A 23,641-nucleotide genomic window follows, 5' to 3' on the forward strand; every position below is an offset into this window, starting at 1 on the left:
TCATCTCATTTCTTTTTGACCGATTCGGCTTTCAGGATGGCGTACGTCGCGTTAAACAGCGTCCGCTTGCGCAGCTCCCATGTCAATGGGTTGAGCACCCCGTCCTTGTCCTCCTCGTGCTGCTTCTGCCAATTCATCAAGAGGCATTTCAGGTCAACATAGTTCTTCACCGTCAGGCTGCTGGAGCCTCGCTTGAATTCCGTATCGAGCTCTTCGCAAGTCGAGGGCAGGTTTTTACTGATCAGATCATCCACCTTCGACTGTATTTTTTCGCCCACGCTGCTGGTACGGGAATTGGCCAGCGCCTCCAGGATCAACAAGTCGGCATCGGTGTCCAGGTCACGGTAACGGGATTCGAAGCGGCTCACATGGCCCGGGCGGCTGGCCGGAGGCCCTTTTGCATCCTGCGAGCTTTTGGCAATGCCATCCTCCACCATCGCGACAGCTTTCTTGTACAGCTGTCCAGTGTCGTTCACCAATTTCTCGTCGTAAGGCTGCACCAGGGTTGTCGCGCAAGCCATCAGCGAGAAAATTGGCAATACACATGCAAGGCGATGCAGCAAGCTGGCCATGACCGTTCCCCCTGGAAAAAAGCACCCTACAAACATATGCCGGCCGGCCGAGCTTTATTCTCCCCAAATGTCACAACGATGGCATAGCAACAATTGATTCTCCCAATTAGACATTGATCAACGGTAGGCGTAATTCTTTCGACCTCTGTTTGATGTTTATCAAATGAAAGGATGGATGCCATGCCAAAGACCCATGCCAAACTGGGCAAGCAGCTGATCTCCCTCGATGCCCGTCCCGACCGCCTGGACTTGCGCGACCTGCCCTACCGCTGCCTGATCGAGAACCTGCCTGCCGAGCATCCTCCTGCGGCAATGATCGATGGCAAACTGCCGGGCTACCTGAAATCGCATTTGATGCTGGACCAGGGGCGCGAAGGCGCCTGCACCGGCTTCGGCCTGGCCGCCGCCATCAATTTCCAGCTATGGGCCCGTGCCGGTTTCGCGGACCAGCACAGTGACCGGGTCAGCCCGCATATGCTGTACCGGCTGGCCCGCTTTTACGACGAATGGCCGGGGGATGATTATGAAGGCTCCAGCTGCCGCGGCGCCCTCAAGGGCTGGCAGAAGCACGGCGCCTGCACCGAAGGCTTATGGCCAGTCAATGGCCCTGAAGATGAAAAATGGCGCAGCGATGCGGTCACGCGGCCAGTCGGCATCTACTACCGGATCGACAAGAACTCCATCGTCGACATGCAATCGGCCCTGCACAATATGCATGCGATCTACGTTTCGGCCAATGTGCACACCGGCTGGACCAAGGTCGACACCAAAGGCGCGCCGACACACGCCGGGCTGCCGCTGATCGAGCACCAGCCCAAGTCGATCGGCGGACATGCCTTCGCCATCGTCGGCTACAACAAACGCGGCTTCATCGTGCAGAATTCCTGGGGCACCGATTGGGGCGCTTCCGGCTTTGCCATCCTGACGTACCAGGACTGGATCGAGAATGGCAGCGACGCCTGGGTCATGGGCCTTGGCGTACCGATCGCGCGCGACGATGCCCGCTCCCCGGCCTTCCGCGTGCGCTCGAAGCGCCCGGCCGGCAGCGCGCCGGGCACCAGCTGGGGCCCTGTCAACGATCCACTGGACGCGCGCCAGAATACCTGGCCGCAAGAGGAAGCTTACCGGCACACCATCGTGACCGGCAATGACGGTGTGCTGCAGAACCGCCTGCCGCAAGCGGCCAATCCGGCCGACAATGCCCGCCTGGTTTGCCATGCATGGCCGAAGCAGGCGCTCGCCGGCAGCGCAACGCGCGACCTGGTGCTGTTCCTGCACGGCGGCCTTGGCAGCGAAGCTTCGTCGATCGAGCGGATCCGCATCATGGGGCCATGGCTGAGCGCCTGCAACACCTACCCCCTGTTCGTCAGCTGGAAAAGCGGCTGGAAGGAGATCCTGCAGGACATTGTGGCCGACAAGGCGCACCAGCTGTTCGGCGCGACGCCGGCGCAGGGCATCGGCGACCACCTGATCGAAAAATGGGACCGCGCTGTTGAAAAACTGACGCGCGAGCTGCTGGTGCGCAGCATGTGGAATGAGATGAAGGAGAATATTGCGGAAGGCATGCGCAAGGAGTCCGACGCCGGCTTGAGCGCCCTCGCCCTCAGCCTGCAGCAGCTAAGCGGCGACATCAAGGACCTGCGCATCCACCTGATCGGCCATTCGGCAGGCTCCATCATCGGCGGTCACCTGCTGAGCCGCTTCACCGAGTTGGGAGTGAAGGCGGCCAGTTGCACGCTGTATGCCCCGGCCTGCGATATTGCCTTCGCCAATACGCACTACCGCAAGGCCGTCGAAGCCAATACGCTGGCCAGGGACCGCTTCACCATCCACACCCTGAGCGACCGCCTGGAGCTGGACGACACCACCGGCCCTTACCGCAAATCCCTGCTCTACCTGGTCAGCCGGGCGCTGGAACGCCTGCACAAGACCCCGTTGCTGGGCATGCAGCTGGCGCATGATCCCGAATGCAGCACGGGCAAGTACTGGCATGAAGACACGCTGGACGAACTCAAAAAATGGCAGGAGTTTTACCAGCGCGATAGCCTCGACCTGCTCAGCAAACGCCAGGTCAGCAATGGCATCAAGCTGATCGACTCCTCGCACGGCTGTTTCGACAATGCAGTGGACATCATCGCCGGCACCGTCGCCGCCATCACCGGCACGGCAAAAGACAAGCTGCCGCCCGGTCGGCTGGATTATTGAACGTCCCGTCCCAAAGTAAAAAAGCGCCCTGCGGGGCGCTTTCTTCATGCGGGCTTGAAATCAGCCCGCTTGCTTGGCGGCTTGTGCCACGCCATGCATGATTTCCTTCTTGGCTTCTTCCGGACCGTGCCAGCCGTCAACCTTGACCCACTTGCCTGGTTCCAGGTCCTTGTAGTGCTCGAAGAAGTGCTGGATCTGCTGCAGGCGCAGGTCTTGCAGGTCTTCCGGCTTCTGCCAGTGCTTGTAGATCGGCAGGATCTTATCGACTGGAACGGCCAGCACTTTGGCGTCCTGGCCCGCTTCGTCGGTCATCTTCAGCACGCCGATAGCGCGGCAACGCACTACCACGCCTGGGATCAGCGGGAATGGGGTGATCACCAGCACGTCGACCGGGTCGCCGTCGTCGGACAGGGTATTAGGGATGTAGCCGTAGTTGCACGGGTAGTGCATGGCGGTGCCCATGAAACGGTCGACGAAGATGGCGCCGGATTCCTTGTCCACTTCGTACTTGATCGGATCCGCATTCATCGGGATCTCGATAATCACGTTGAAATCGTTCGGCAGGTCCTTGCCGGCCGGTACTTTATTCAGGCTCATGTTTTTCCTCGGGTTAATGCTTTTTGGGACAGTCTAACCTTGCAATTATAGCGAAGTGCGCGCCGCTTGTGCGGCGCAGCACCATCACAAGATAGTTGCCAAGGCGCACTGGCGATAGTGGTTCGCCGCTTCTTCGGGCTGGGACAGCGCTTCGTGCAACTGCGCCAGCTTGAGGTGGGATTCGCGCACCATGCGCGATTCGGAGGCATCGGACAGGGCCTGCTCCAGGTAGCGCTGCGCCTTGCCCCACAGCTTTTGCTTCAGGCACAGGGAACCCAGGGTCAGCGCCAGTTCGGCGTCGTTCGGGCGCTCGCGCACCCAGCCTTCGCAATGCTCGATCTGCACCAGCAGCGCCGCCGAACCGACCGGAGCGGCGGCATCGCGGTAGGCGCGCAGCACGCGTTCGTCCCAGTTGGCTGCCAGCGATTCTTCGCACACCACGCGCGCTTCGTCGTGCAGGCCGCGCGCATTCAGGGCGGTGGCGGCACGGCAGGCCACGTATGGCTTGAGGCGGTCGGCGCTCGGGATGGTGCTCCAGACACGCTGCAGCGATTCGGCGTCGTGCGAGCTGTCGGACATCAGGTCGTCGTAAGCCAGTTCGCGCAGGCGCGCCGAGAGGGCCGGATGCAGGGCTTTGTGCTTGTCCAGCAGGCGCACCAGGCGCAGCACTTCCGGCCAGTTCTTGGCTTGCTGCTCGGCCTTCAGCGACCATTGCAGGGCGTGGATATGGCGGGTGCCGCTGGCATTCAGTTCGCGCACGGCTTCCAGCGCCGCCTCCGGCTGGTGGTCGTCGACCAGCAGTTCGGTTACGGTCATCAGGCGCGCGGTTTTCATGCCGTTGTCGCTGGCGATGCGGGCCAGCCACTGGTCGCGGCGGGCCTGCTGGCGCATGCGGTGTGCGGCGCGGGCGCCGATCAGGGCGGCAACGCCGGCGTTTTCCGGCAGTTCGGCGGCACGCAGCGCCGCTTTTTCGGCATGGCCGAAGCGGCCCTCGAACAGGGCTTTCAGTGCATCGCGCAAGCCTTTGTTGCCGTCGCGTTCACGCTTGTTCTGGCGGTAGGCCGCCACTTTGCGCGGCATGTCGACGGTGGCATTGAAGGCGCGCACCAGGAAATGCACCAGCAGGAAGGCCGCAACCAGCAGCACCATGAAGAAGTTGAGCGACAGGTCGACGCGGTACGGCGGGTAAAACAGCACCACATTACCCGGGTTGAAGCGTGCCGTCACGGCGATACCGATGGCCGCAGCCATCATGACAACGAGCCAGATAAAGAGACGCATTATGGCTTCGCCTTGTAGTTGCGTACCGCGTTCAGGCTATCGGCCAGCGTCGGCATTTCGATCTGCAGGTTGCTGCCCTGCAGCTGGCGCAGCAGCTGCTGCGCGGTCTTGGTCTGGGCGGTCTTGGTGTCGAAGTAGCGCGCCAGCGATTCCTGCGCGGCCAGCAGGTCGGCGCGGAAGGCGGCTTCGTTACGGGACAACAGGGCCATGCGCGCGTTCAGCAGGCGCAGTTTCAGGTTTTCGCGCAGGAAGTAGGCTTCTTCCGGCGCCAGCATGATGGCGTCGGGCGTTTCGACGCGGCGCACGCGGATCAGGGTCGACACTTCCGACCACATGTCGCTGCTCCAGTCCTGCCACACGTTTTTCAGGCGGTTGCCCCAGCTGTCTTCATCTTCTGCCGGTGCCGCTGCAGCTTCCTTGCCAGTTGCGCCTTTGCCTTTGGCTTTGGCCGGCGCATGGGCCTTGCGCTCCGGCTGTGCCGGCGCGGTTGGCTTGGCGTCGGACAGCATCGGCAGCCCATCGACCTGGGCGATCACGTTATCCAGGCGTACGGCCAGGCCGACGTTGTCGACGTTCGGCAGCGCCTTCAGGCGTTCGATATCCTTGGCGATGGCGCGGCGGATGGTGATGAATTGCGGCTTGTCGGAACGGGACAGGCTGCGGTCGGCATTCTGCAGCGCGATCAGCGCACCCGGCACATTGCCGGCCAATTGCAGTTGCTGGCTGGCGGTGGACAGCACTTGCTCGATTTCAGCCAGCGCCCACTCGTCGCGGTTCTTCGACATGTCCTGGTACAGCTGCTCCAGGGCGAGCTGCTGGGCCTGGGCTTCCTGCTGGCGGTTTTCCAGCACGCCTACCTTGAGCTGGATTTCCTTGCTCGTCTCCTGGACGTTTTTCGCCAGCTGGCTGGTCTGCCCATTCAGCGAATCGCCCTGCTGCAGCCGGCGCGCCATCTCTTCCCGCAGGCGGAACACCTGGTTCTTCGAGTAGAAGGCCTGCGCTGCCAGCAGGATGCCGAGCACTACCACGGCAATGGTCAACGGCTGGCGCAGCGCGTCGCGTTCCTGTGCCGGCGGGGTCGCTGGCGCAGTCTGGGCGGCATTTGAAGTCTCGACGACCGGCGCAGTTTGCGGATTTGGCGGGACGTCTTTGTTGTCTGTTTGGTTAGGCAAATCGTTCATGGACGTGATTGTAACGCGGCGAGTACCCGTTCGTCGCCTGATCCTGTGAGAGTCACATTCGGGAAGCCCAAATCCCTTGCTGTTTCAGCAATACGGGGATGGGGGACAATCAGGTGATGATGTTGCAAAGATGCAACGATTGTCAACTTGTTTAATTCTTTTAGCAGCCCGACAAGGCCGCGCAGCGCTTCGGAGCTGGTGATGATCCAGTCGGCCGGCGTGGCGGCCAGCGCTGCCAGGCGCTGGCCCAGCGCCGGCGTCAATTGCGGCACGGCGCGGCGGTACGCTGGCAGCACGGTCACCTCGGCGCCGGCGGCGCGGAAGGAATCGGCCATCAGTTCGCGCCCGGATTCGCCGCGCACGATCAGGACCCTGGCGCCGCGCAGGGCTGGCAGGTCAAGAGCTTGCAGCAGGTGCTCCGTGTCGCTCTGGGCCGGGTCGGCGGGGCTGGCGACCTGGCTGGCTGGGACGCCTTGGGCGATCAGCGCCAGTCGGCTGGCCTCTCCCACGACGGCTGCTTGCAGGCCTTGCGGCCATGCCGGGATATGGGCAAAGGCCGCATCAATGGCGTTCGGCGACACGAAGGCGACCAGCTGGTAGCTCGCCAGGGCGGCCAGCGCGTCGCGCAGCGGCGCCTGGTCCGGCAGCGGGCTGATTTCCAGCAGCGGCAGCAGCTCGACCTGGCGGCCGAGGGCGCGAATGCTGCTGGCCAGCGGCTCGGCCTGCGCGATCGGGCGGGTGAGGACGACTGGGTGCGGCATCAAAACCGGCAAGTCGATGTCTGACCCGCAGGGTCAGGCACCTGCGCTTGGAGCGGCGTTGGGATTCATGGCGTCGGCCTGCTCGGCCAGGCAGACGGCGAGGATGGCCTCGGCGTCCTGGGCGCGCAGCTGCTCGGCGACGTTGGCGCCCAGGGCTTCCGCCTCGGTTGCCGCGCCGCTCACTTCGGCGCGGGCGACGCGGGTGCCGTCCGGGGTGGCGACCATGGCGCGCAAGTGCATCTGGCCGCCGTCAACGGTGGCGAAGGCCGCCAGCGGTACCTGGCAGGAGCCGCCAAACACCTTTGATACCTTGCGCTCCGCCGTCACGGCTTGCGCGGTCGGCAGGTCGTTCAATGGCGCCAGGATTGCCTTCAGATCCAGCCCGTCGCTACGCTCGGCGATTTCGATCGCCATCGCGCCCTGCCCTGCGGCCGGCAGCGAGTCTTCCGGCGCCAGCAGCGATTTGATGCGCTGCGGCAGGCCAAGGCGTTTCAGGCCGGCGGCGGCCAGGATGATGGCTGAATAATCGCCGCGATCCAGCTTGCCCAGGCGGGTATCGAGGTTGCCGCGCAAAGGCTTGATCACCAAGTGCGGGTAGCGCGCCGAAATCAGGGCCTGGCGACGCAGGCTGCTGGTGCCGACAATGGCGCCCGCCGGCAATTCGGACAGCGATGCGTAATCGTTCGAAACGAAGGCATCGCGCGGGTCTTCGCGCTCCAGCACGGCCGCCAGCGTGAATCCTTGCGGCAGCTCCATCGGCACATCCTTCAGCGAATGGACGGCCAGGTCGGCGCGGCCCTCTTCCATCGCCACTTCCAGCTCCTTCACGAACAGGCCCTTGCCGCCCACCTTCGACAACGCCCGGTCCAGGATCTGGTCGCCGCGGGTTGTCATGCCCAGGATCTCGATGCTGCACTGCGGATATAATTGGGACAAGCGAGCGCGGACGTGTTCGGCCTGCCACATGGCAAGGCGGCTTTCGCGCGATGCGATCACCAATTTGGAAGGGAGCTGTTGGGCCATTTCAGGAGTATTCAAGACCAGTTCTTTCGCTGTTGCTAGCGCCAAACCGGCGTTCACCAGTTTATTGCGCATGATTGGGACCACAAATTCTAGCATGCGCGCCCCTATGCAGACCGCGGCCACGAGCCTTTTGCACGACCATTCTTATCTTTTGACTGATTAACTATGGCAAATCAAGTAAGTGCAACAGACGCAGCACACCAGAGCGCCGATAAAGACGCGCCGTTGAAGGAAGATATCCGCCTGCTGGGCCGCCTGCTGGGCGACGTCCTGCGGGAACAGGAAGGAGAGGAAGTATTCGCCGTCGTCGAAACGATCCGCCAGACCGCTGTCCGCTTCCGCCGTGAAGCCGACGCCGGCGCCGCCAAGGAACTGGACGGCATGCTGAAGATCCTGACGCGCGAACAGACCATTACGGTGGTGCGCGCCTTCTCCTACTTCTCCCACCTGGCCAATATTGCGGAAGACCAGCACCACATCCGCCGCCGCCGCGCCCACTTGCTGGCCGGCTCGGCACCGCAAAAAGGCAGCATCGGCTTTGCGCTCGACAAGCTGAAAGAATCCGGCGTCGAACTGGACACCGTGACCAGCTTCTTCAAGGAAGCCCTGATTTCCCCCGTCCTGACCGCCCACCCGACCGAGGTGCAGCGCAAGTCCATCCTGGACGCGGAACATGATATCGCCCGCCTGCTGGCCCAGCGCGACCTGCCGCTGACGCCGAAGGAACGCAGCACCAACCTGCACATGCTGCGCGCCCGCATCGCGACGCTGTGGCAGACGCGCATGCTGCGCTATTCCAAGCTGACCGTGGCGGACGAAATCGACAACGCCCTGTCCTACTACCGCATCACCTTCCTGCGCGAATTGCCGGCCCTGTACGACGACATCGAAAGCGAGATCGCCGAGCATTACGGCCCGGGTGCGCCTGCCATCGACGCCTCCTATGTGCAGATGGGCAGCTGGATCGGCGGCGACCGCGACGGCAACCCGAACGTCAATGCCGGCACCATGCAGCATGCGCTGGAACGCCAGGCCACCACCATCCTCGACTTCTACCTCGACGAAACCCACGCCCTGGGCGCCGAGCTGTCGGTGTCGACCCTGATGATCGGCTGCTCGCCGGCGCTGCAAGCCCTGTCCGACGCCTCGACCGACACCTCCGACCACCGCAGCGACGAGCCTTACCGCCGCGCCCTGATCGGCATGTACGCCCGCCTGGCTAGCACCGCGCGCGCCCTGGGAGCGACCAACATCCTGCGCAAGGAAGTCGGCCACGCCGAGCCCTACCCATGCCCGGCCGATTTCTCGGCCGACCTGCAGGTGCTGATCGAGTCGCTGGACGCCAACCACGGTTCCGTGCTGGCGCGCCCGCGCCTGACTACCCTGAAGCGTGCCGCCGACATCTTCGGCTTCCACCTGGCCTCGCTCGATATGCGCCAGTCGTCCGACATTCACGAGCGTGTTCTGGCGGAACTGTTCGCCAGGGCCGGCGTGCAAGCCGATTACCCATCGCTGGATGAAGATGCCAAGGTCAAACTGCTGCTGGCGGAGTTAGCGCAACCACGCCTGCTGTATTCGCCGTACATCGAGTATTCGGACGAGACCACCTTCGAGCTGGCCATCCTGCGCACCGCGCACGACATCCGCCAGCGTTACGGCAAGCGCGCCATCCGCAACTACATCATTTCACACACCGAGACTGTGTCCGACCTGCTGGAAGTATTCGTACTGCAGCAGGAAACCGGCCTGCTGCGCCAGGGCGCCGACGGCGAGCGCACCTCGGACCTGATGGTGATTCCCCTGTTCGAAACCATCCCCGACCTGCAGCGCGCCGCCGGCATCATGGAAGCGCTGATGGCGGTGCCGATGGTGCAGAAACTGATCGCCAGACAAGGCCAGATCCAGGAAGTCATGCTGGGCTACTCCGACTCCAACAAGGACGGCGGCTTCATGACCTCGAACTGGGAGCTGTACAAGGCGGAACTGGCCCTGGTCGAGATCTTTGCCAAGGCCGGCGTCAAGCTGCGCCTGTTCCACGGCCGCGGCGGCACCGTCGGCCGCGGCGGCGGCCCAAGCTACGAGGCCATCCTGGCGCAGCCCAAAGGCACCGTCAACGGCCAGCTGCGCTTGACCGAACAGGGCGAAATCATCGCCTCAAAGTTCTCCAACGCCGAAATCGGCCGCCGCAACCTGGAACTGCTGGTCTGCTCGACCCTGGAAGCGAGCCTGATGCCGCCGCCGGCCGACGCCTGCCACGGCCAGCGCCTGGCCGGTTTCGAAGCGGTGATGGCCGAGATTTCCGAGCTGGCCTACAAGGCTTACCGCAACCTGGTGTATGAAACCCCGGGCTTCACCGACTACTTCTTCTCGGCCACGCCGATTGCGGAAATCGCGGAGCTGAACCTCGGCTCGCGCCCGGCTTCGCGCAAGTCGACGCGCCGCATCGAGGACCTGCGCGCCATCCCGTGGGGCTTCAGCTGGGGCCAGTGCCGCCTGCTGCTGCCGGGCTGGTACGGTTTCGGCTCCGCCATCGGCGCCTGGATCACCGCCGGCGACAAGGAAGAACGCACGGCGCAGCTGCGCGACATGTTCCAGCACTGGCCGTTCTTCGCCACCCTGCTCTCGAACATGGACATGGTGCTGGCCAAGACCGACCTGGCGATCGCCTCGCGCTACGCCGAGCTGGTGACGGACAAGGAACTGCGCGAGCGCATCTTCAAGCGCATCACCGAGGAATATCACCAGACCCTCGGCTGCCTGGAATCGATCACCGGCACCAGCGACCGCCTGGCAGGCAACCCGCTGCTGGCACGCTCCATCACCAACCGCTTCCCTTACCTGGATCCGTTGAACCACCTGCAGGTGGAACTGATCAAGCGCCGCCGTGCGCTGGGCGAAGAAGAGCGGGCAGACCCGCGCGTCAATCGCGGCATCCACCTGTCCATCAACGGTGTCGCGGCAGGCCTGCGCAACACCGGCTAAGCGCCTTTGGCAAACGGGCCCGGCGAAAACCGGGCCCGCTTAGCAAAAAAGCCATAACTAAGTCATAATCATGCGCTCTGATTTGAGGAGATCGTATGTTTCGCCTGACGCTGTTAGCTGCACTGCTTTTGCCCTCCCTCGCCCTGGCCGGCGACCAGGCCCGCAAGTTCGACACCTTCTACGGCATCAATGTCAAAGGCCCGATCAGCGTCTACGTTGACGTTGGCAAGGAGCAGTCGGTCAAGGTCAGCGGCCAGAAGGAATACATCGACAAAGTCAGCACGGTAGTTGAAGGCGGCGTCCTGCGCGTGGTCTACGAAAACACCAACAAAGCCCCGGTGAACGTGAAGGACGGCGACAAGATCACCGTCACCGTACCGGCGCTGACCAGCTTCCGCGTCCTGGGCGCCGGCGAATCGCGCGTCACCAACATCAACGGCGAACGGATCGACATCAGTTTCGAAGGCGCCGGCGCGCTATATGCCAGCGGCAAGGTCAAGCTGCTGCGCATGAAAGGCCAAGGCGTCGGCCAGGCCAACCTCAAGGATTTGCAAGCCGAACGCGCCGACGTCAACTTCACCGGCATGGGCGACATCAGCCTCTACGCCAGCGACACCCTGAACCTGATCGTGGAAGGCATGGGCAACTTCACTTATTACGGCAACCCGAAGCACGTCAACAAGTCGGCCAAAGGCATCGGCAACGTCAGCCCGGGCAAATAAGGCGCGCGTGCGGCAGCTCGCGGGTGGCCACATATCCCATTGAGCGGTACAGCGCCTGTGCTCGGGCGTTGGCCGCACCGACATGCAGCATGGGACGCACGCCTTGCTGCTGCATGCCGTGCATGATGAACTCCACCAGCTTGCGCGCATAGCCGCGGCCCGTGAACTCGGGATGCGTGCAGACCGCGCTCACTTCGCGCATGTGGCCAAGGTCCATGCGCTCCCCGCTCAGCGCCACCAGCCGGGCGCCATTGTCGTGGATGCCGGCGTACCTGCCCATGTCACCGGTGCGCGGCCTGAAGTAGCCGGGGAAAGCGATATTGGTCAGTTCCACCATTGCCGGATCGTCGGCCGCCAGCACACGGATCATCGCCGCGTCTGGCGCCGCGAGCGGGCCGCCTTGGTAGACCATTTGCAGCACGCCGGACAGCGGCTGCAGCGACCAGCCTTGCGGCAGCGACGGCATCGCACCGAGGAAATAATAGCCATCGCCCACAACGGCCAGGTCTTCGGCGGATAGCGGCACGCCCTGCTCCGCCACCGCGCAGAACGGCGCCACATCGGCCGGATAGCGCCGGGCCGAACCTGTTGGAATGTTAAAATGCTGCTGTGCGCTGTTCAGCGCTGCCCAGATCGGGTTTTCCAGTTCCTGCATATGAGTCCCAATGTCTAATTTCCCAGCCTGCCCAAAATGCCAGTCCGAGTATACCTACGAAGACGCCGATAACTATGTTTGCCCTGAATGCGCCCACGAATGGCCGAAGCAGGCCGCCGAAGCAGCCGGCGAATCCGCGCGCGTCTACAAGGACTCGGTCGGCGCCATCCTGCAAGATGGAGACACCGTCACCGTGATCAAGGACTTGAAACCAAAAGGCTCCGGCGGCGTGATCAAGCAGGGCACCAAAGTGAAGAACATCCGCCTGGTCGACAGCGATCACGATATCGACTGCAAGATCGAAGGCTTCGGCGCCATGAGCCTGAAATCGGAGTTCGTGCGCAAAGTTTAGGCATTACAATTTGAGAATATTTTTTACTAATTCTCATATATAGTCGCCGGAACAATTCTTATTCACCGGAGACTGCCTATGAAGCCTGCTTCGCTTGCCCTGGCCATCGCACTGGCCCTGCCCTTCGCCACCACCCAGGCCCGCGGCCCGATGGGGGAACTAAGAACAGAGTCCAGCAGCATGACAGGCGTCAACGCAGCAGGCGAATGGGTCGGAGAAATCAAGGATGAAGACGGCCGCCGCCGGGCCATCATGATGTCGCAAGGACGCCATATCGAAATCGGCACCCTGGGCGGCAGCGACAGCACCGCCAACGCCATCAACAACCAGGGCGTGGTCACCGGCGGCGCACTCACCGTCAGCAACGCCTGGCATGCATTCCGCTACGACGAAGCCCAAGGCATTCGCGACCTCGGCACGCTTGGCGGCAGCAGCAGCGTCGGCACCGCACTCAATCAATCCGGCCACATCGTCGGCTATGCCGACACCGCGGACGGCAATTACCACGCCTTCATCGACAACGGCAGCCGCATGCAGGACCTGGGAACCCTCGGCGGCAAAAACAGCTATGCGACCGCCATCAACGGCGACGGTTACGTGGTCGGCGCCGCGCAGCTGCCGAACGGCTACCGCCGCGCCTTCCTGTACAAACCGGGCAGCGGCATGATCGAGCTGCCAACGCTGGGTGGCCGCATCAGCGTGGCAACCGGGGTGAACGACCACGGTGTGGTGGTCGGCGCGTCCGAGATGCCGAACGGCGCCTGGCACGCCTTCATGTACGAGAATGGCCGCATCATCGACTTGGGCGCCATGATTGCCCGGGGCTCCAGCTTCGCCAACGGCATCAATAACCATGGCGACATTGTCGGCACCGTGAAAATCAAAGACCACGACTCGCCGCATACCTTCATCTACAAAAATGGCCAGATGCAGGTACGCTCGGCCTTCGGCAGCCTGTACCTGACTCGCGACATCACCGAGGAAGGCAAAGTAATCGGCTCCGCCTACACCGGCCACGTGCTGAAATCCGGCTCCGTCGATTCGGTCCAGACGAAACGGGGCCTCACGGCGCTTGACTGGCTGACGCTCGGCCTCCTTGCCATCCTCGCCGCCGCGGGCGCATTCAAACTGCGCGACCGTATTCGCAAAGGGATCAATTACAGCAGCAAGATGCTGTCGCTGGCCTGATGCGCCGCGCCCTCCATGCGATCGCGCTGACAGCGATGCTATGCGCCAGCGGGGCTCACGCCGGCCCGTTCGGCGGCTCAATGTTCGAGTCCATTGTCGCCAAGGACATGAACGCGTCCGGCGATACTGTGCTGGAATCCATTACCGGCTACGGCGCCCGGCAAGCCTTCCTGCGCTCAGGCGGCCAGCGCTACGACATCGGCACTTTCGGCGGCGAAGAAAGTACCGCTGCCGCGATCAACAACGCCGGCGTCGTCACCGGCTCCGCCCAGGCGGCCGACTACACCTGGCACGCCTATCGCTTCGACAAGCGCAACGGCCTGCGTGAGCTCGACACGCTGGGTGGCGCCAGCAGCGCAGGCACCGCGATCAACGAACAAGGCCACATCGTCGGCCACGCCGACACCTACGACGGCGCCTACCACGCCTACATCGACACCGGCATCACCATGCTGGACCTGGGCACCTTCGGCGGCAAGAACAGCTACGCGCTGGGCATCAACGCTCATGACGCCGTGGTGGGCGCCGCCGATCGCGCCAACGGTTTCCGACGCGCTTTCATTTACAAGCCCGGCATCGGCAAGATCGAGATCCCGGACGTCGGCGACCGCCATAGCGTAGCGATGGCCGTCAACGACCACGGCGTCGTAGTCGGCACCATGCAGATGCCCGACCGCAGCTGGCACGCCTTCAGCTACGACGGCGTACGCACCACCGACCTGGGTGTAATGATGAATCGCGGGAACAGCTTCGCCACCGCCATCAACAACAACGGCGACATTATCGGCAACGTCCGCGTCTGGGGCCGCGACGCCCCGCTGGCCTTCGTCTACAGCAAAGGCCAGATGCAAGTGCGCGACAGCTTCGGTCGCTTCGACCTCGCCCGCCGTATCACCGACGACGGTCAGATCATTGGCGCCGGCGCCATGGCCAGGCAAATGCGCGCCGCCCGCGTCGCCCACAACCAGCTGGAATCAATCGGCTGGCCGGAACCGGTGGACATGCTGACCTGCGCTTTCCTTGCCGTGCTGGCCACCTTCTTCCTCTACAAGATCCGCGAACACCTGCGCCAAGGTATCGACTTCAGCAAGCGCCTGATGCTCTCTATCGCATAAGAGGAAGTTGAGAGACCTTGGTCAAGAAGACTTACGTTCGACGATTTGTGCAATGAGTTCGGGAGGGATCGGCTGGCCATTCGCGCTCATTTGCCGGATGGTCTCATGCAGCATCTGAAGCCGTGAGATTTTTACCACGGCCCAGGCAACGATGCCGACAATAGGAACGCACATTGCAAGGACCGGGATGAGTACTGGAGACAGGTTGGAAAAGAAGTTCATGCTTGCTGGGCGCGGTTGATCGAAGGGGCTATCCAGTGTAGATGCGCGATTGCTTTTACGTCAAGCATTGGTGCTTATCGAAAGGGAGGCCGAAGCCTCCCTTTTTTCCTCGCGCCGACGGCCGATTACTTCTCCGTCAGGAACGTCTTCAGCTTGTCCGAACGGGATGGCTGGCGCAGCTTGCTCATGGCCTTGGCTTCGATCTGGCGGATACGTTCGCGGGTCACGTCAAACTGCTTGCCCACTTCTTCCAGCGTGTGGTCGTTCGACATCTCGACGCCGTAACGCATGCGCAGCACCTTGGCTTCGCGCGGGGTCAGGGAGTCCAGCACTTCCTTGATCACATTGCGCATCGATGCATGCAGCGCGGCGTCCAGCGGCGCCAGCGTGGTGTTGTCTTCGATGAAGTCGCCCAGCTGGGAATCGCCATCCTCGCCCATCGGGGTTTCCATGGAAATCGGCTCTTTGGCGATCTTCATGATTTCGCGCACCTTGGATTCCGGCATTTCCATCTTCAGCGCCAGGGTTGCCATATCCGGCTCGGAACCGGTTTCCTGCATGATCTGGCGCGAAATGCGGTTCATCTTGTTGATGGTTTCGATCATGTGCACCGGCACGCGGATGGTACGGGCCATGTCCGCGATGGAACGAGTGATCGCCTGGCGGATCCACCAGGTCGCGTAGGTCGAGAACTTGTAGCCGCGGCGGTATTCGAACTTGTCGACCGCCTTCAGCAGGCCGATATTGCCTTCCTGGATCAGGTCCAGGAATTGCAGGCCGCGGTTGATGTACTTCTTCGCGATCGAGATCACCAGGCGCAGGTTGGCCACGGTCATTTCACGCTTCGCGGTACGGGCACGCTTTTCGCCGGCAGCCATCTGCTTGTTGATCTTGCGCAGGTCGGCCAGCGGCAGCGCCACGCGCTCCTGCAGGTCGATCATCTTGTTCTGCAGTTCCTTGATGGCAGGGACGTTACGGCCCAGCACCGCGCTGTACGGATAGCCGGCAGCCACTTCGCCATCGACCCAATCCAGGTCGGTTTCATTGCCAGGGAAGACCTTGATGAAGTGCGCGCGCGGCATGCCGCAGCGGTTGACGCACAGTTCCAGCACGGCGCGCTCGATCGAACGCACCTGCTCCATCTGGCCGCGCAGGGTGTCGCACAGCTTTTCCACCACTTTCGCGGTGAAGCGGATGCCCAGCAGCTCGTTGGAGATGATGTCCTGCGCTTTCACGTAGGCAGCGTTGCCGTAGACGGCCTTGCGCATCTTGTCGAACTGGCTCGAGATCAGGGAGAACTTGGCCAGCGCGTCAGCTTTCAGCTGCGCCAGCTGTTCGGTCGAGTAGCCGGCGGCGCCGCCGTTGACGTCGCCGTCTTCTTCCTCTTCGTCCAGCTCTTCTTCCTCTTCTTCATCGTCGGCAGCTGCGGCAGGAATCTTGGCCGGCGCAGGGGTCGGCGCGTCTTCGTTCAGGTCCACGAAACCGTCCACCACGTCGTCCACCTTCATCTCGTCCTTTTCGATCTTCTCGGCCAGGGTCAGGATCTCGGAAATGGTGGTCGGGCAGGCCGAAATCGCCTGGATCATGTCGCGCAGGCCGCCTTCGATACGCTTGGCGATCTCGATCTCGCCTTCACGGGTCAGCAGCGCCACGGCGCCCATTTCACGCATATACATGCGCACCGGGTCGGTGGTACGGCCGAAGTCGGAATCGACGGTCGACAGCGCGGTGGCGGCAGCAGCCTCCACCTCGTCGTCGCTGGCGGCGGTCGGCACGTTATCGGACAGCAGCAGCGCTTCCGCATCCGGCGCGCGCTCGTAGACGGCGATGCCCATGTCGTTGAAGGTCGCGATGATGCCTTCGATCGCTTCCGGGTCGACGATGTTTTCCGGCAGGTGGTCGTTGATCTCGGCGTACGTCAGGTAGCCGCGGTCCTTGCCCAGGTTGATCAGGTTCTTGAACTGGGTGCGGCGCTTTTCCAGCTCCTCCGCATTGGAACCGTCAGCCATGCCGAAGGCGTCGACACCCTTGGCCTTGCGCTCGCGCGCCTTGGACGCGGCCTTCAGTTCGGCGCGTTCCACGGCGTTCAGAGCCGCCACTTCGTCGTTTTCCGGGGTGAATTCGCTTGGCTTGCGGCCGCGGCGGCCCGGCACCTTCACTTGCGGCAGCAGGTAGCCGGAGGTGTCGATCGATGCCAGCACGGCGGCGTCGCGCACTTCCGTCACAGCGGCCGGGCCGGTGGTCACGATCACGGGCGCAGGTTCGGCAGCCTTAGGCTTGCGGCCGCGCTTTGCAGGCGCCGCCACCGGCGCTTCTTCGGCGACGACGGCCAGCGACACCGGCTTGGCAGCAGCGGTCTTGCGGGCGCGGGTCTTGGCGGCCGATTCGTCGGCAGCGGCTTCCAGCGGCGCTTCCACCACCGGCACGGCAGCCAGGCGGCGGGACTTTTTTACGACCATGACTTTTCCTGCTTCCTCTTGAGCGTTGTCGATCACATACGAAAGGCTGGTCTTTGGCACAGCCAACGGAGCGCTGGTAGTGGCGGAGCCTGTGGATTTCTTGGCGGACAACGTCAGGGTCTTAGGTTTCGTCATTCAATATCTCTCTCAGCGCGCCCGAAGGTGCACTTATCGAAGGCTCGCGATGGCCCGGTTTCAGGGATAATCAGGAAAAGAAAAAGCCCGCACGACCGGGCCCGATTCCGATGATTCAGTGATTAGAGAGGGCACATGCCCTGGAACTGGACTCAACAGGGCAGCGCGGCCCCGGCCGAAAACTCTTTACCAAACTGAATTCGCACCGTCCTGCATTTGGCGCGTCTGCCATTATACAAGGGTTTGGGCTGGACTGCACCCATTAAATCGATATCAAAACCACATCATGAGCGAAAACACAATGCGCCAGGCGCGTGCCTCGTGGTATGCTGGCGGCTCTTGATTAATCTATGAAGTCGATGAACACTAGCACTACCCCCCAGCAGCCGGCCGAAGGCCAAGCCGCCGCACCTGCCGCCCCCAATTCTGCACGCGCCCTGCTCAAGCAATTGCAGCAACAGTATGCCCCGTTCCGCGACAGCATGCCGCTGTCGATCGGCATCGACAAACAGCTTATCGCCGCGATGCCGGAGCTTAACCGCAAGCTGATGCGCGCGGCCCTGGGCATCCACACTTCCTCGCAGCGCTACCTGCGCGTGATGGAAAAAGCCACCGTCCGCTACAACCTCGATGGCAGCACCGGCGCCGAAGTCACCGACGAACACCGCAAGCACGCCAAGGAAACCCTGGCGGAACGCTACAAGAAAGAAGTGGAACGCCGCAAGGCCGAACGCGCTGCCGAACGTGAAGCTGCCGCCGCCGAAGAGGCCGACCGCCGCCGCACGGAGAAGCTGCAGGCGCTGACCGCCAAATTCTCCAAGAAGTAATGGGCGGCGCGCCAGAAGCCGTCCCCGAACTGCCTCCTTATGAGGGCATCCGGCTGGCCGACGTCAGGCTCGTAAAAACCGCCGCCGATGCGGAGGCGGCGCAAGCGGCCTTGCTGGCGGCGGATGCGATTGGTTTCGACACCGAATCCAAACCCACTTTCGTCAAGGGTGAAAGCTCGAACGGCCCGCACCTGATCCAGTTTGCGGACGACCGCCATGCCTGGCTGTTCCAGGTTGGCGATGCCTTCCCCCATTTGGCGACGGTCAAGGCGATCCTTGAATCCGACATGACGCTGAAGATCGGCTTCGGCCTGTCCGACGACGTCAAGCGTGTGCGCGCCAAACTCGGGATCGAGCCACTGAAAGTGGTGGACCTGGGCGTGGTGCTGCGCGTGCCGGGGCAAAAAAACGACCTGGGCGCCAAGAGTGCCGTCGCCAAGTATTTCGGGCGGTCGCTGACCAAGTCGAAGAAGATCTCCACCACCAACTGGGCCACGCCGCGGCTGAACGAAAAGCAGATCCTGTACGCGGCCGACGATGCGCAAGTTGCGCTGCGCGTGTATCGCCACTGGATCGGCATCGGCAACGTGCTGCCGCCGATCAAGCCGTCGAAGCGCCCCAAGCCCGGCAAGCCAGCCGCCCCAGCATAGCAATCGCATCCGCTTGGCGCTCATCCCAGGCATGCCCGTAATTCAGGCGGATACAATTGCGGAATGCGCGCTTCGCGCTGAACATCGGCCCTGGCGCAATACTGATCCCCTGCGCCAGCGCCTGCCGATGCAACTCCAGCGCATCAACTGACTCCGGCAGCACCAACCACAGGAAATACCCGCCCTGCGGCTGCGTCACCCGCGTCCCCAACGGGAAATGCGCCGCGATCGCCGCCAGCATCTGCCGCTGCTGCCCCGCCAGCGCACTGCGCAACTGCCGCAGGTGCCGCTCATACCCGCCCTGCCCCAGATACTCCGCCAGCGCCAGCTGCGAAGGCATCGCCGCAGCCAGCGACGTGGTCAGCTTGAGCCGCTCCACCTGCCGCGCAAAGCGCCCCGGCGCCGCCCAGCCAACGCGGAATCCAGGCGCCAGGCATTTCGAAAACGAACTGCAATGCATGACAATACCCTTGCTGTCGAAACGCTTGGCCAGCGCCGGCCGCTGCGCACCGAAATACAGCTCGCCGTACACGTCATCTTCGATCAGCGGCACATCATGGGCCGCCAGCAGTTCAACCAGCGCCTGCTTTTTCTCAGGCGTCATCAGGCTGCCCAGCGGATTCTGGAAGCTGGTCATCAACCAGCAAGCACGCGGCTTATGCTGCGCCAGCGCCAGCGCCAGTGCGCCAAGGTCGATCCCGTCGCGCGGATGCGTCGCCACTTCCACCGCCTTCAGGCCCATGCGCTCCAGCGCCTGCAAGGCCGCATAGAAGCTCGGCGACTCCACCAGCACGGTGTCGCCCGGCCGCGCCACCGCCTGCAGGCAAAGATTCAGCGCTTCCAGTGCGCCGTTGGTGATGATGATGTCGTCCGGTGACACCTGCAGGCCATCGAGCTGGTAGCGCAAGGCGATCTGTCGCCGCAGCTCGGCATTCCCCGGCGGCAGGTCGGCAACCGTACTCCAGGGGTCGATATGGCGCATGCTGGCCGTCACCGCGCGGGCCAGCTTTTCGAGCGGGAACAGCAAAGGACTGGGGAAGGCAGAGCCGAGAGGCACAATGCCCGGCGCGCGGCTGGCTTCCAGCACCTGGAATACCAGCTCACTGACGTCAACCAGCGTGCAAGCGGCATCGGGCTGCGACAGCTCGGGTTCCGGCGTTGCGGCAAAGTGCCGGGACGCCACATAGTAGCCCGAGCGCGGGCGCGACTCGATCAGCCCGCGGGCCTCGAGCTGGTAGTACGCCTGGAATACCGTGGACGGGCTGACACCGCGCCGTTCCTGCTGTTGCCGCACCGAGGGTAGTTTTTCGCCCGGCCGCAGCACGCCGGATGCCATCAAGCCCGCCAATTCGTCTGCCAGCGCTTCGTAAAGCTTCAAACTGATACCCTCTTTCCGTGGCCATTCTGAGCCTGTTTTTCTCTGCCGCGCAGGCGTATCCTTGACCCATCACAAGAAGAACGGATTCATCATGCGACTTTCCCTACGCATTCTCTCATTTAGCGCCACTCTTGTGGCCGCATCCGCCCCGGCCGCCCCGGCCAGCCTGTCGGACACCGTCGAGCAGCGTGTCGCCGCCTGCATCGCCTGCCACAAGGCCAATGAGCAAGGCGACGCCTTCTTCCCGCGCCTCGCCGGCAAACCCGCCGGCTACCTGTACAACCAGCTGCTGAACTTCAAGGAAGGCCGCCGCCAGTACCCGATGATGACCTATATGGTGGAACAACTGCCGGACGCCTACCTGCGCGAGATCGCACAGTACTTTTCCGAACAGCACGCCCCTTATCCGCCGCCAGCCGCCACCAGCGCCACGGCGCAAATGATCGAGCGCGGCCGCGTGCTGGTGCACCAGGGCGACCCATCGCGCAAAGTGCCGGCTTGCATCGCCTGCCACGGCGACGCAATGACCGGCGTCGCACCCGCCATCCCCGGCCTGATTGGACTGCCGCGCGACTATATCAACGCGCAATTCGGCGCCTGGCGCAACCAGAAGCGCAAGGCGCACAGGCCGGACTGCATGGCCGAAGTGGCCAACCGCCTGAGCGAAGCCGACGTCGCGGCCGTCTCCGGCTGGCTCGCCGCGCAACCGGCCGATCCCAACGCACGCCCTGCAACCTCCCTGCCCAAGCCGCTGCCGATGGAATGCGGCGGCGTCCCGCAATAAGAAGAGCCGATCATGAACCGCAACACAAAAATCGCCATTGCCGTACCGCTTTTGCTCATCGTCGCAGCGGTCGGCTTCATCTGGCCCAGGCACGACAAAGGCCCGGCGCCAAGCGACGCATCGAAGAACATGCCCACCGCGGAGAAAGTTGCGCGCGGCGCCTACCTGGCCAAGGCCGCCGACTGCATGGCATGCCACACCACGCGCGGCGGCGCCGCCTTTGCCGGCGGCCGCGCCCTGCAAACACCGTTCGGCAACGTGGTCTCGCCCAACATCACCGCCGACAAGGAAACCGGCATCGGCAACTGGACTGCCGACGATTTCTGGAACGCCCTGCACAACGGCAAAGCCAAGGACGGCCGCCTGCTCTACCCCGCCTTCCCGTACACGAACTACACGGCGATGACGCGCGACGACTCGGACGCGATGTACGCCTACTTCCAGTCCATCACGCCGGTGAAGCAGGCCAGCCAGCCGCACACATTGCGCTTCCCCTACAACCAGCAAGCCATGCTGGCGGTATGGCGCGCCCTGTACTTCAAGCCCGCCGTGTACGCGCCGGACACCGGCAAGTCCGCAGAATGGAATCGCGGCGCCTACCTGGTGCAAGGCCCCGGCCACTGCATCGCCTGCCACAGTGAACGCAATGCGCTGGGCGCCAGCGACAAAGGCTTGTCGGGCGGCCTGATACCGGTGCTGGGCTGGTACGCGCCCTCGCTCACTTCCGACCGCGAGGCCGGCCTGGGAGACTGGGAAATAAAAGACATCACCGACCTGCTGAAGACCGGCATCTCGCAGCGCGCCACCGTATTCGGCCCGATGGCGGAAGTGGTACGCGAAAGCCTGCAGCACCTGAGCGATGAAGACGCCCGCGCCATGGCGGTGTATTTAAAGTCGCTGCCGAACGAAAGCGGCCAGCGCGCGCCGTACGAACGCTCGAAAGAGCCTGAGGCGGCAGCCTGGCTGGCAGCCGGCGAGAAGATCTACGGCAAGCAATGCCTGGACTGCCACGGCGAAAAAGGCGAAGGCATCGCCCCGCATTACCCGCCATTGGCCGGCAACCGCGCGCTGACAATGGATGAAGCGGTGAACCCGATCCGCATCGTACTGAATGGCGGCTTCGCCCCCGGTACGGCAGGCAACCCGCGGCCTTACGGCATGCCGCCGTTCAGCCATTCACTGAATGATGTGGAAGTAGCACAAGTAGTATCCTACCTGCGCTCAGCATGGGGCAACAACGCCCCGCCGGTCGAAAGCACCACGGTCAACCGCTACCGCAACGTGCCCCTAGAATAATAAAAGTCGGGGTCCGGTCTGGCTTCTCGAGGAGCTTTGCGCTTTGCGCAATGTCCGCTTGCCAGACCTGACCCCGACTTTCTTTTTTATACCATGTCGGCGAAACCGAGGCGGTCGGTGGTGGCGTGGCGGGCGTCTTCGATGCTGACCTTCTTCTCGGCCAGCAGCTTGCGCAGGCATTCGTTCATCGTGTAGCAGCCTGGGGCGGTCTTGTGCTCCATGACGTTGCGCAGTTCGGCTACGCTGCCATTTTCGATCACAGCGGCCACTTCCGGATTGACGGTCAGGCTTTCCGTGGCCAGGAAGTAGCGGTCGCCATCCATGGCAGGCATCAGCGCCTGGCACAGCACGCCGCGCAGCGCATGGGCCAGGGCCTGGCGCTGCGGTTCGGTGTTGCCCAGCAGGCGGATCATCTTTTGCAGGCCCAGCTCGGTCGAGCGTGCGTGCAGCGAAGCCAGCACCAGGGGGCCGGATTCGGCCAGCGCCAGCGCTTCGTGCGCGGTTTCGGCGTCGCGGATCTCGCCGATCACGATCACGTCCGGGCGTTCGCGCAGAGCGTCCTTGGCGCCCAGGTCGAAGGTTTCCACGTCGCCGTCGAAGCCCACTTCGCGCTGCGTGATCACGCATTTGCGCTGCGGGATCAAGGTCTCGACCGGATCTTCAATGGTAATGATGTGGCCCGAACGGTTCTTGTTGATATCGTCCAGCATCGAGGCGATGGTGGTCGACTTGCCCTGGCAGGTGTCGCCAATGATCAGCACCAGGCCGCTCGAAAGCTGGGCGAACTTCTCTTCCGTCGGGCGCAGGCCCAGGCCGGACAGCAGCAACGGCTCTTTCGGGAAACGGCGAATCACGCAGCCGAGGCGCTTCTTGCCCTGGAAGCTGAAGCAGTTGGCGCGGATGCGCGCGGTATGCAGGTCTATTGCGCGGTCGAAAGCGCGATCCTGGATGCGTTCGCGCCAGTTTGGTTCCACCACTTCAAAGAATTCTTCCAGCTCTTCGCGCGTGATCGGGGAATCGGTCACGGCCACCAGGCCCTTTGGCTGGCGCAGCAGCAAGGGGCTGTTCTGGTGGATCAGGATGTCGGAGAAGACCAGCTTGGAATTCAACAGGTGCAGGATTTGCTCGACCAGAGTGCCAAAGACCGGGTGGTCTTCGTTCTCGATATACGTGAGGGTGCGAATTTGCGAGTATTCCATAGTGCCTGTGCTCTCCAATTGGTTCGCATGATTTTATTGCATTTGCTCTAGGAAATG

General features: G+C 63.0%; 21 protein-coding genes. 10 read left to right on the forward strand and 11 right to left on the reverse strand.

The window, feature by feature from the left end; genetic code table 11:
• Window positions 1-5: 5 nt before the first annotated feature.
• Complete coding sequence (locus tag ASE26_RS06725; RefSeq protein ID WP_057245821.1) at window positions 6-572, reverse strand: hypothetical protein; 567 nt, start codon at window positions 570-572, stop codon at window positions 6-8.
• 180 nt (window positions 573-752) lie between these two features.
• Between ASE26_RS06725 and ASE26_RS06730 the strand changes: the two genes are divergently transcribed.
• On the forward strand, window positions 753-2,777 hold the full coding sequence (locus tag ASE26_RS06730; protein ID WP_162246593.1) for a C1 family peptidase: 2,025 nt from the start codon (window positions 753-755) through the stop codon (window positions 2,775-2,777).
• Between the two features lie 60 nt (window positions 2,778-2,837).
• On the opposite strand, the gene ppa is transcribed toward ASE26_RS06730, so the two are convergent.
• The 5 genes from ppa to hemC all read right to left on the reverse strand — a co-directional run bounded on the left by ppa (window position 2,838) and on the right by hemC (window position 7,620).
• Window positions 2,838-3,374, reverse strand: a complete 537-nt coding sequence (gene ppa / locus ASE26_RS06735) for an inorganic diphosphatase (protein ID WP_055934738.1) — start codon at window positions 3,372-3,374, stop codon at window positions 2,838-2,840.
• 84 nt (window positions 3,375-3,458) lie between these two features.
• Window positions 3,459-4,655, reverse strand: coding sequence for a heme biosynthesis protein HemY (locus tag ASE26_RS06740; RefSeq protein ID WP_082507482.1), 1,197 nt, complete (start codon window positions 4,653-4,655; stop codon window positions 3,459-3,461).
• The gene (locus tag ASE26_RS06745) at window positions 4,655-5,836 is read right to left on the reverse strand and encodes a uroporphyrinogen-III C-methyltransferase (protein ID WP_057245823.1); all 1,182 of its coding nucleotides are present in this window, start codon (window positions 5,834-5,836) and stop codon (window positions 4,655-4,657) included. Before ASE26_RS06745 ends, ASE26_RS06740 begins: the two co-directional genes overlap by 1 nt.
• A complete protein-coding gene (locus ASE26_RS06750; RefSeq protein WP_055934742.1) occupies window positions 5,833-6,597 on the reverse strand; it encodes a uroporphyrinogen-III synthase in 765 nt (254 codons plus the stop codon). The genes ASE26_RS06745 and ASE26_RS06750 overlap by 4 nt, the downstream gene beginning before the upstream one ends.
• A 33-nt stretch (window positions 6,598-6,630) precedes the next feature.
• A complete protein-coding gene (gene hemC, locus ASE26_RS06755; protein WP_055935383.1) occupies window positions 6,631-7,620 on the reverse strand; it encodes a hydroxymethylbilane synthase in 990 nt (329 codons plus the stop codon).
• Window positions 7,621-7,785: 165 nt separating this feature from the next.
• Here hemC and ppc point away from each other — a divergent pair, with 165 nt between their 5' ends.
• Window positions 7,786-10,602 (forward strand): phosphoenolpyruvate carboxylase, encoded by a 2,817-nt coding sequence (gene ppc / locus ASE26_RS06760; protein ID WP_055934743.1) that lies wholly within the window; start codon window positions 7,786-7,788, stop codon window positions 10,600-10,602.
• A gap of 95 nt (window positions 10,603-10,697) precedes the next feature.
• A complete protein-coding gene (locus ASE26_RS06765) occupies window positions 10,698-11,324 on the forward strand; it encodes a head GIN domain-containing protein (protein WP_055934745.1) in 627 nt (208 codons plus the stop codon).
• Here the strand turns inward: ASE26_RS06765 and ASE26_RS06770 are convergent.
• A complete protein-coding gene (locus ASE26_RS06770; RefSeq protein ID WP_057245825.1) occupies window positions 11,308-11,979 on the reverse strand; it encodes a GNAT family N-acetyltransferase in 672 nt (223 codons plus the stop codon). The genes ASE26_RS06765 and ASE26_RS06770 overlap by 17 nt on opposite strands.
• Window positions 11,980-11,989: 10 nt before the next feature.
• Between ASE26_RS06770 and ASE26_RS06775 the strand changes: the two genes are divergently transcribed.
• The 3 genes from ASE26_RS06775 to ASE26_RS06785 all read left to right on the forward strand — a co-directional run bounded on the left by ASE26_RS06775 (window position 11,990) and on the right by ASE26_RS06785 (window position 14,634).
• Window positions 11,990-12,331 (forward strand): zinc ribbon domain-containing protein YjdM, encoded by a 342-nt coding sequence (locus tag ASE26_RS06775; protein WP_055934749.1) that lies wholly within the window; start codon window positions 11,990-11,992, stop codon window positions 12,329-12,331.
• Between the two features lie 78 nt (window positions 12,332-12,409).
• A complete protein-coding gene (locus ASE26_RS06780; protein ID WP_055934751.1) occupies window positions 12,410-13,519 on the forward strand; it encodes an HAF repeat-containing protein in 1,110 nt (369 codons plus the stop codon).
• Window positions 13,519-14,634, forward strand: coding sequence for a hypothetical protein (locus ASE26_RS06785; RefSeq protein ID WP_055934752.1), 1,116 nt, complete (start codon window positions 13,519-13,521; stop codon window positions 14,632-14,634). The genes ASE26_RS06780 and ASE26_RS06785 overlap by 1 nt, the downstream gene beginning before the upstream one ends.
• A gap of 21 nt (window positions 14,635-14,655) precedes the next feature.
• Here the strand turns inward: ASE26_RS06785 and ASE26_RS06790 are convergent, their stop codons facing one another.
• Together ASE26_RS06790 and rpoD are read right to left on the reverse strand one after the other, a co-directional pair.
• Entirely contained in the window at window positions 14,656-14,856 is a 201-nt protein-coding gene (locus ASE26_RS06790; RefSeq protein WP_055934754.1) for a hypothetical protein, read from the reverse strand.
• A gap of 125 nt (window positions 14,857-14,981) precedes the next feature.
• On the reverse strand, window positions 14,982-17,450 hold the full coding sequence (gene rpoD / locus ASE26_RS06795) for an RNA polymerase sigma factor RpoD (protein ID WP_057245829.1): 2,469 nt from the start codon (window positions 17,448-17,450) through the stop codon (window positions 14,982-14,984).
• 350 nt (window positions 17,451-17,800) lie between these two features.
• Between rpoD and ASE26_RS06800 the strand changes: the two genes are divergently transcribed.
• Together ASE26_RS06800 and ASE26_RS06805 are read left to right on the forward strand one after the other, a co-directional pair.
• Complete coding sequence (locus ASE26_RS06800) at window positions 17,801-18,277, forward strand: ProQ/FINO family protein (RefSeq protein WP_055934758.1); 477 nt, start codon at window positions 17,801-17,803, stop codon at window positions 18,275-18,277.
• Complete coding sequence (locus ASE26_RS06805) at window positions 18,277-18,927, forward strand: 3'-5' exonuclease (protein WP_055934760.1); 651 nt, start codon at window positions 18,277-18,279, stop codon at window positions 18,925-18,927. The genes ASE26_RS06800 and ASE26_RS06805 overlap by 1 nt, the downstream gene beginning before the upstream one ends.
• On the opposite strand, the gene ASE26_RS06810 is transcribed toward ASE26_RS06805, so the two are convergent.
• The gene (locus ASE26_RS06810) at window positions 18,878-20,305 is read right to left on the reverse strand and encodes a PLP-dependent aminotransferase family protein (protein WP_055934762.1); all 1,428 of its coding nucleotides are present in this window, start codon (window positions 20,303-20,305) and stop codon (window positions 18,878-18,880) included. The two genes, ASE26_RS06805 and ASE26_RS06810, sit on opposite strands and share 50 nt — an antisense overlap.
• 91 nt (window positions 20,306-20,396) lie before the next feature.
• On the opposite strand from ASE26_RS06810, the gene ASE26_RS06815 reads away from it, so the two are divergent.
• Window positions 20,397-21,089 carry a c-type cytochrome gene (locus ASE26_RS06815; RefSeq protein ID WP_055935385.1) on the forward strand — a complete coding sequence of 231 codons (693 nt, stop codon included), beginning with the start codon at window positions 20,397-20,399 and terminating at the stop codon, window positions 21,087-21,089.
• Window positions 21,090-21,101: 12 nt separating this feature from the next.
• A complete protein-coding gene (locus ASE26_RS06820) occupies window positions 21,102-22,385 on the forward strand; it encodes a cytochrome c (protein ID WP_082507483.1) in 1,284 nt (427 codons plus the stop codon).
• 86 nt (window positions 22,386-22,471) lie between these two features.
• Here ASE26_RS06820 and ASE26_RS06825 read toward each other — a convergent pair whose 3' ends face one another.
• Window positions 22,472-23,584: a type IV pilus twitching motility protein PilT gene (locus tag ASE26_RS06825; protein ID WP_055934763.1), complete on the reverse strand. Its 1,113-nt coding sequence runs from the start codon at window positions 23,582-23,584 to the stop codon at window positions 22,472-22,474.
• Window positions 23,585-23,641: the final 57 nt, after the last annotated feature.

The sequence above is a fragment of the Duganella sp. Root198D2 genome (assembly GCF_001428585.1).
GTDB lineage: Bacteria > Pseudomonadota > Gammaproteobacteria > Burkholderiales > Burkholderiaceae_D > Rugamonas.

Bases quoted from the DNA above. Each gene is read 5' to 3' on its own strand.
- ASE26_RS06775 (WP_055934749.1), top strand. From the start codon at position 11,990: ATGTCTAATTTCCCAGCCTGCCCAAAATGCCAGTCCGAGTATACCTAC.
- ASE26_RS06820 (WP_082507483.1), top strand. From the start codon at position 21,102: ATGAACCGCAACACAAAAATCGCCATTGCCGTACCGCTTTTGCTCATC.
- ASE26_RS06770 (WP_057245825.1), bottom strand. From the start codon at position 11,979: ATGCAGGAACTGGAAAACCCGATCTGGGCAGCGCTGAACAGCGCACAG.
- ASE26_RS06800 (WP_055934758.1), top strand. From the start codon at position 17,801: ATGAAGTCGATGAACACTAGCACTACCCCCCAGCAGCCGGCCGAAGGC.
- ASE26_RS06730 (WP_162246593.1), top strand. From the start codon at position 753: ATGCCAAAGACCCATGCCAAACTGGGCAAGCAGCTGATCTCCCTCGAT.
- ASE26_RS06785 (WP_055934752.1), top strand. From the start codon at position 13,519: ATGCGCCGCGCCCTCCATGCGATCGCGCTGACAGCGATGCTATGCGCC.
- ASE26_RS06815 (WP_055935385.1), top strand. From the start codon at position 20,397: ATGCGACTTTCCCTACGCATTCTCTCATTTAGCGCCACTCTTGTGGCC.
- rpoD (WP_057245829.1), bottom strand. From the start codon at position 17,450: ATGACGAAACCTAAGACCCTGACGTTGTCCGCCAAGAAATCCACAGGC.
- ASE26_RS06725 (WP_057245821.1), bottom strand. From the start codon at position 572: ATGGCCAGCTTGCTGCATCGCCTTGCATGTGTATTGCCAATTTTCTCG.
- ASE26_RS06825 (WP_055934763.1), bottom strand. From the start codon at position 23,584: ATGGAATACTCGCAAATTCGCACCCTCACGTATATCGAGAACGAAGAC.
- ppc (WP_055934743.1), top strand. From the start codon at position 7,786: ATGGCAAATCAAGTAAGTGCAACAGACGCAGCACACCAGAGCGCCGAT.
- ASE26_RS06780 (WP_055934751.1), top strand. From the start codon at position 12,410: ATGAAGCCTGCTTCGCTTGCCCTGGCCATCGCACTGGCCCTGCCCTTC.
- ASE26_RS06740 (WP_082507482.1), bottom strand. From the start codon at position 4,655: ATGCGTCTCTTTATCTGGCTCGTTGTCATGATGGCTGCGGCCATCGGT.
- ppa (WP_055934738.1), bottom strand. From the start codon at position 3,374: ATGAGCCTGAATAAAGTACCGGCCGGCAAGGACCTGCCGAACGATTTC.
- hemC (WP_055935383.1), bottom strand. From the start codon at position 7,620: ATGGCCCAACAGCTCCCTTCCAAATTGGTGATCGCATCGCGCGAAAGC.
- ASE26_RS06750 (WP_055934742.1), bottom strand. From the start codon at position 6,597: ATGCCGCACCCAGTCGTCCTCACCCGCCCGATCGCGCAGGCCGAGCCG.
- ASE26_RS06745 (WP_057245823.1), bottom strand. From the start codon at position 5,836: ATGAACGATTTGCCTAACCAAACAGACAACAAAGACGTCCCGCCAAAT.
- ASE26_RS06790 (WP_055934754.1), bottom strand. From the start codon at position 14,856: ATGAACTTCTTTTCCAACCTGTCTCCAGTACTCATCCCGGTCCTTGCA.
- ASE26_RS06765 (WP_055934745.1), top strand. From the start codon at position 10,698: ATGTTTCGCCTGACGCTGTTAGCTGCACTGCTTTTGCCCTCCCTCGCC.
- ASE26_RS06805 (WP_055934760.1), top strand. From the start codon at position 18,277: ATGGGCGGCGCGCCAGAAGCCGTCCCCGAACTGCCTCCTTATGAGGGC.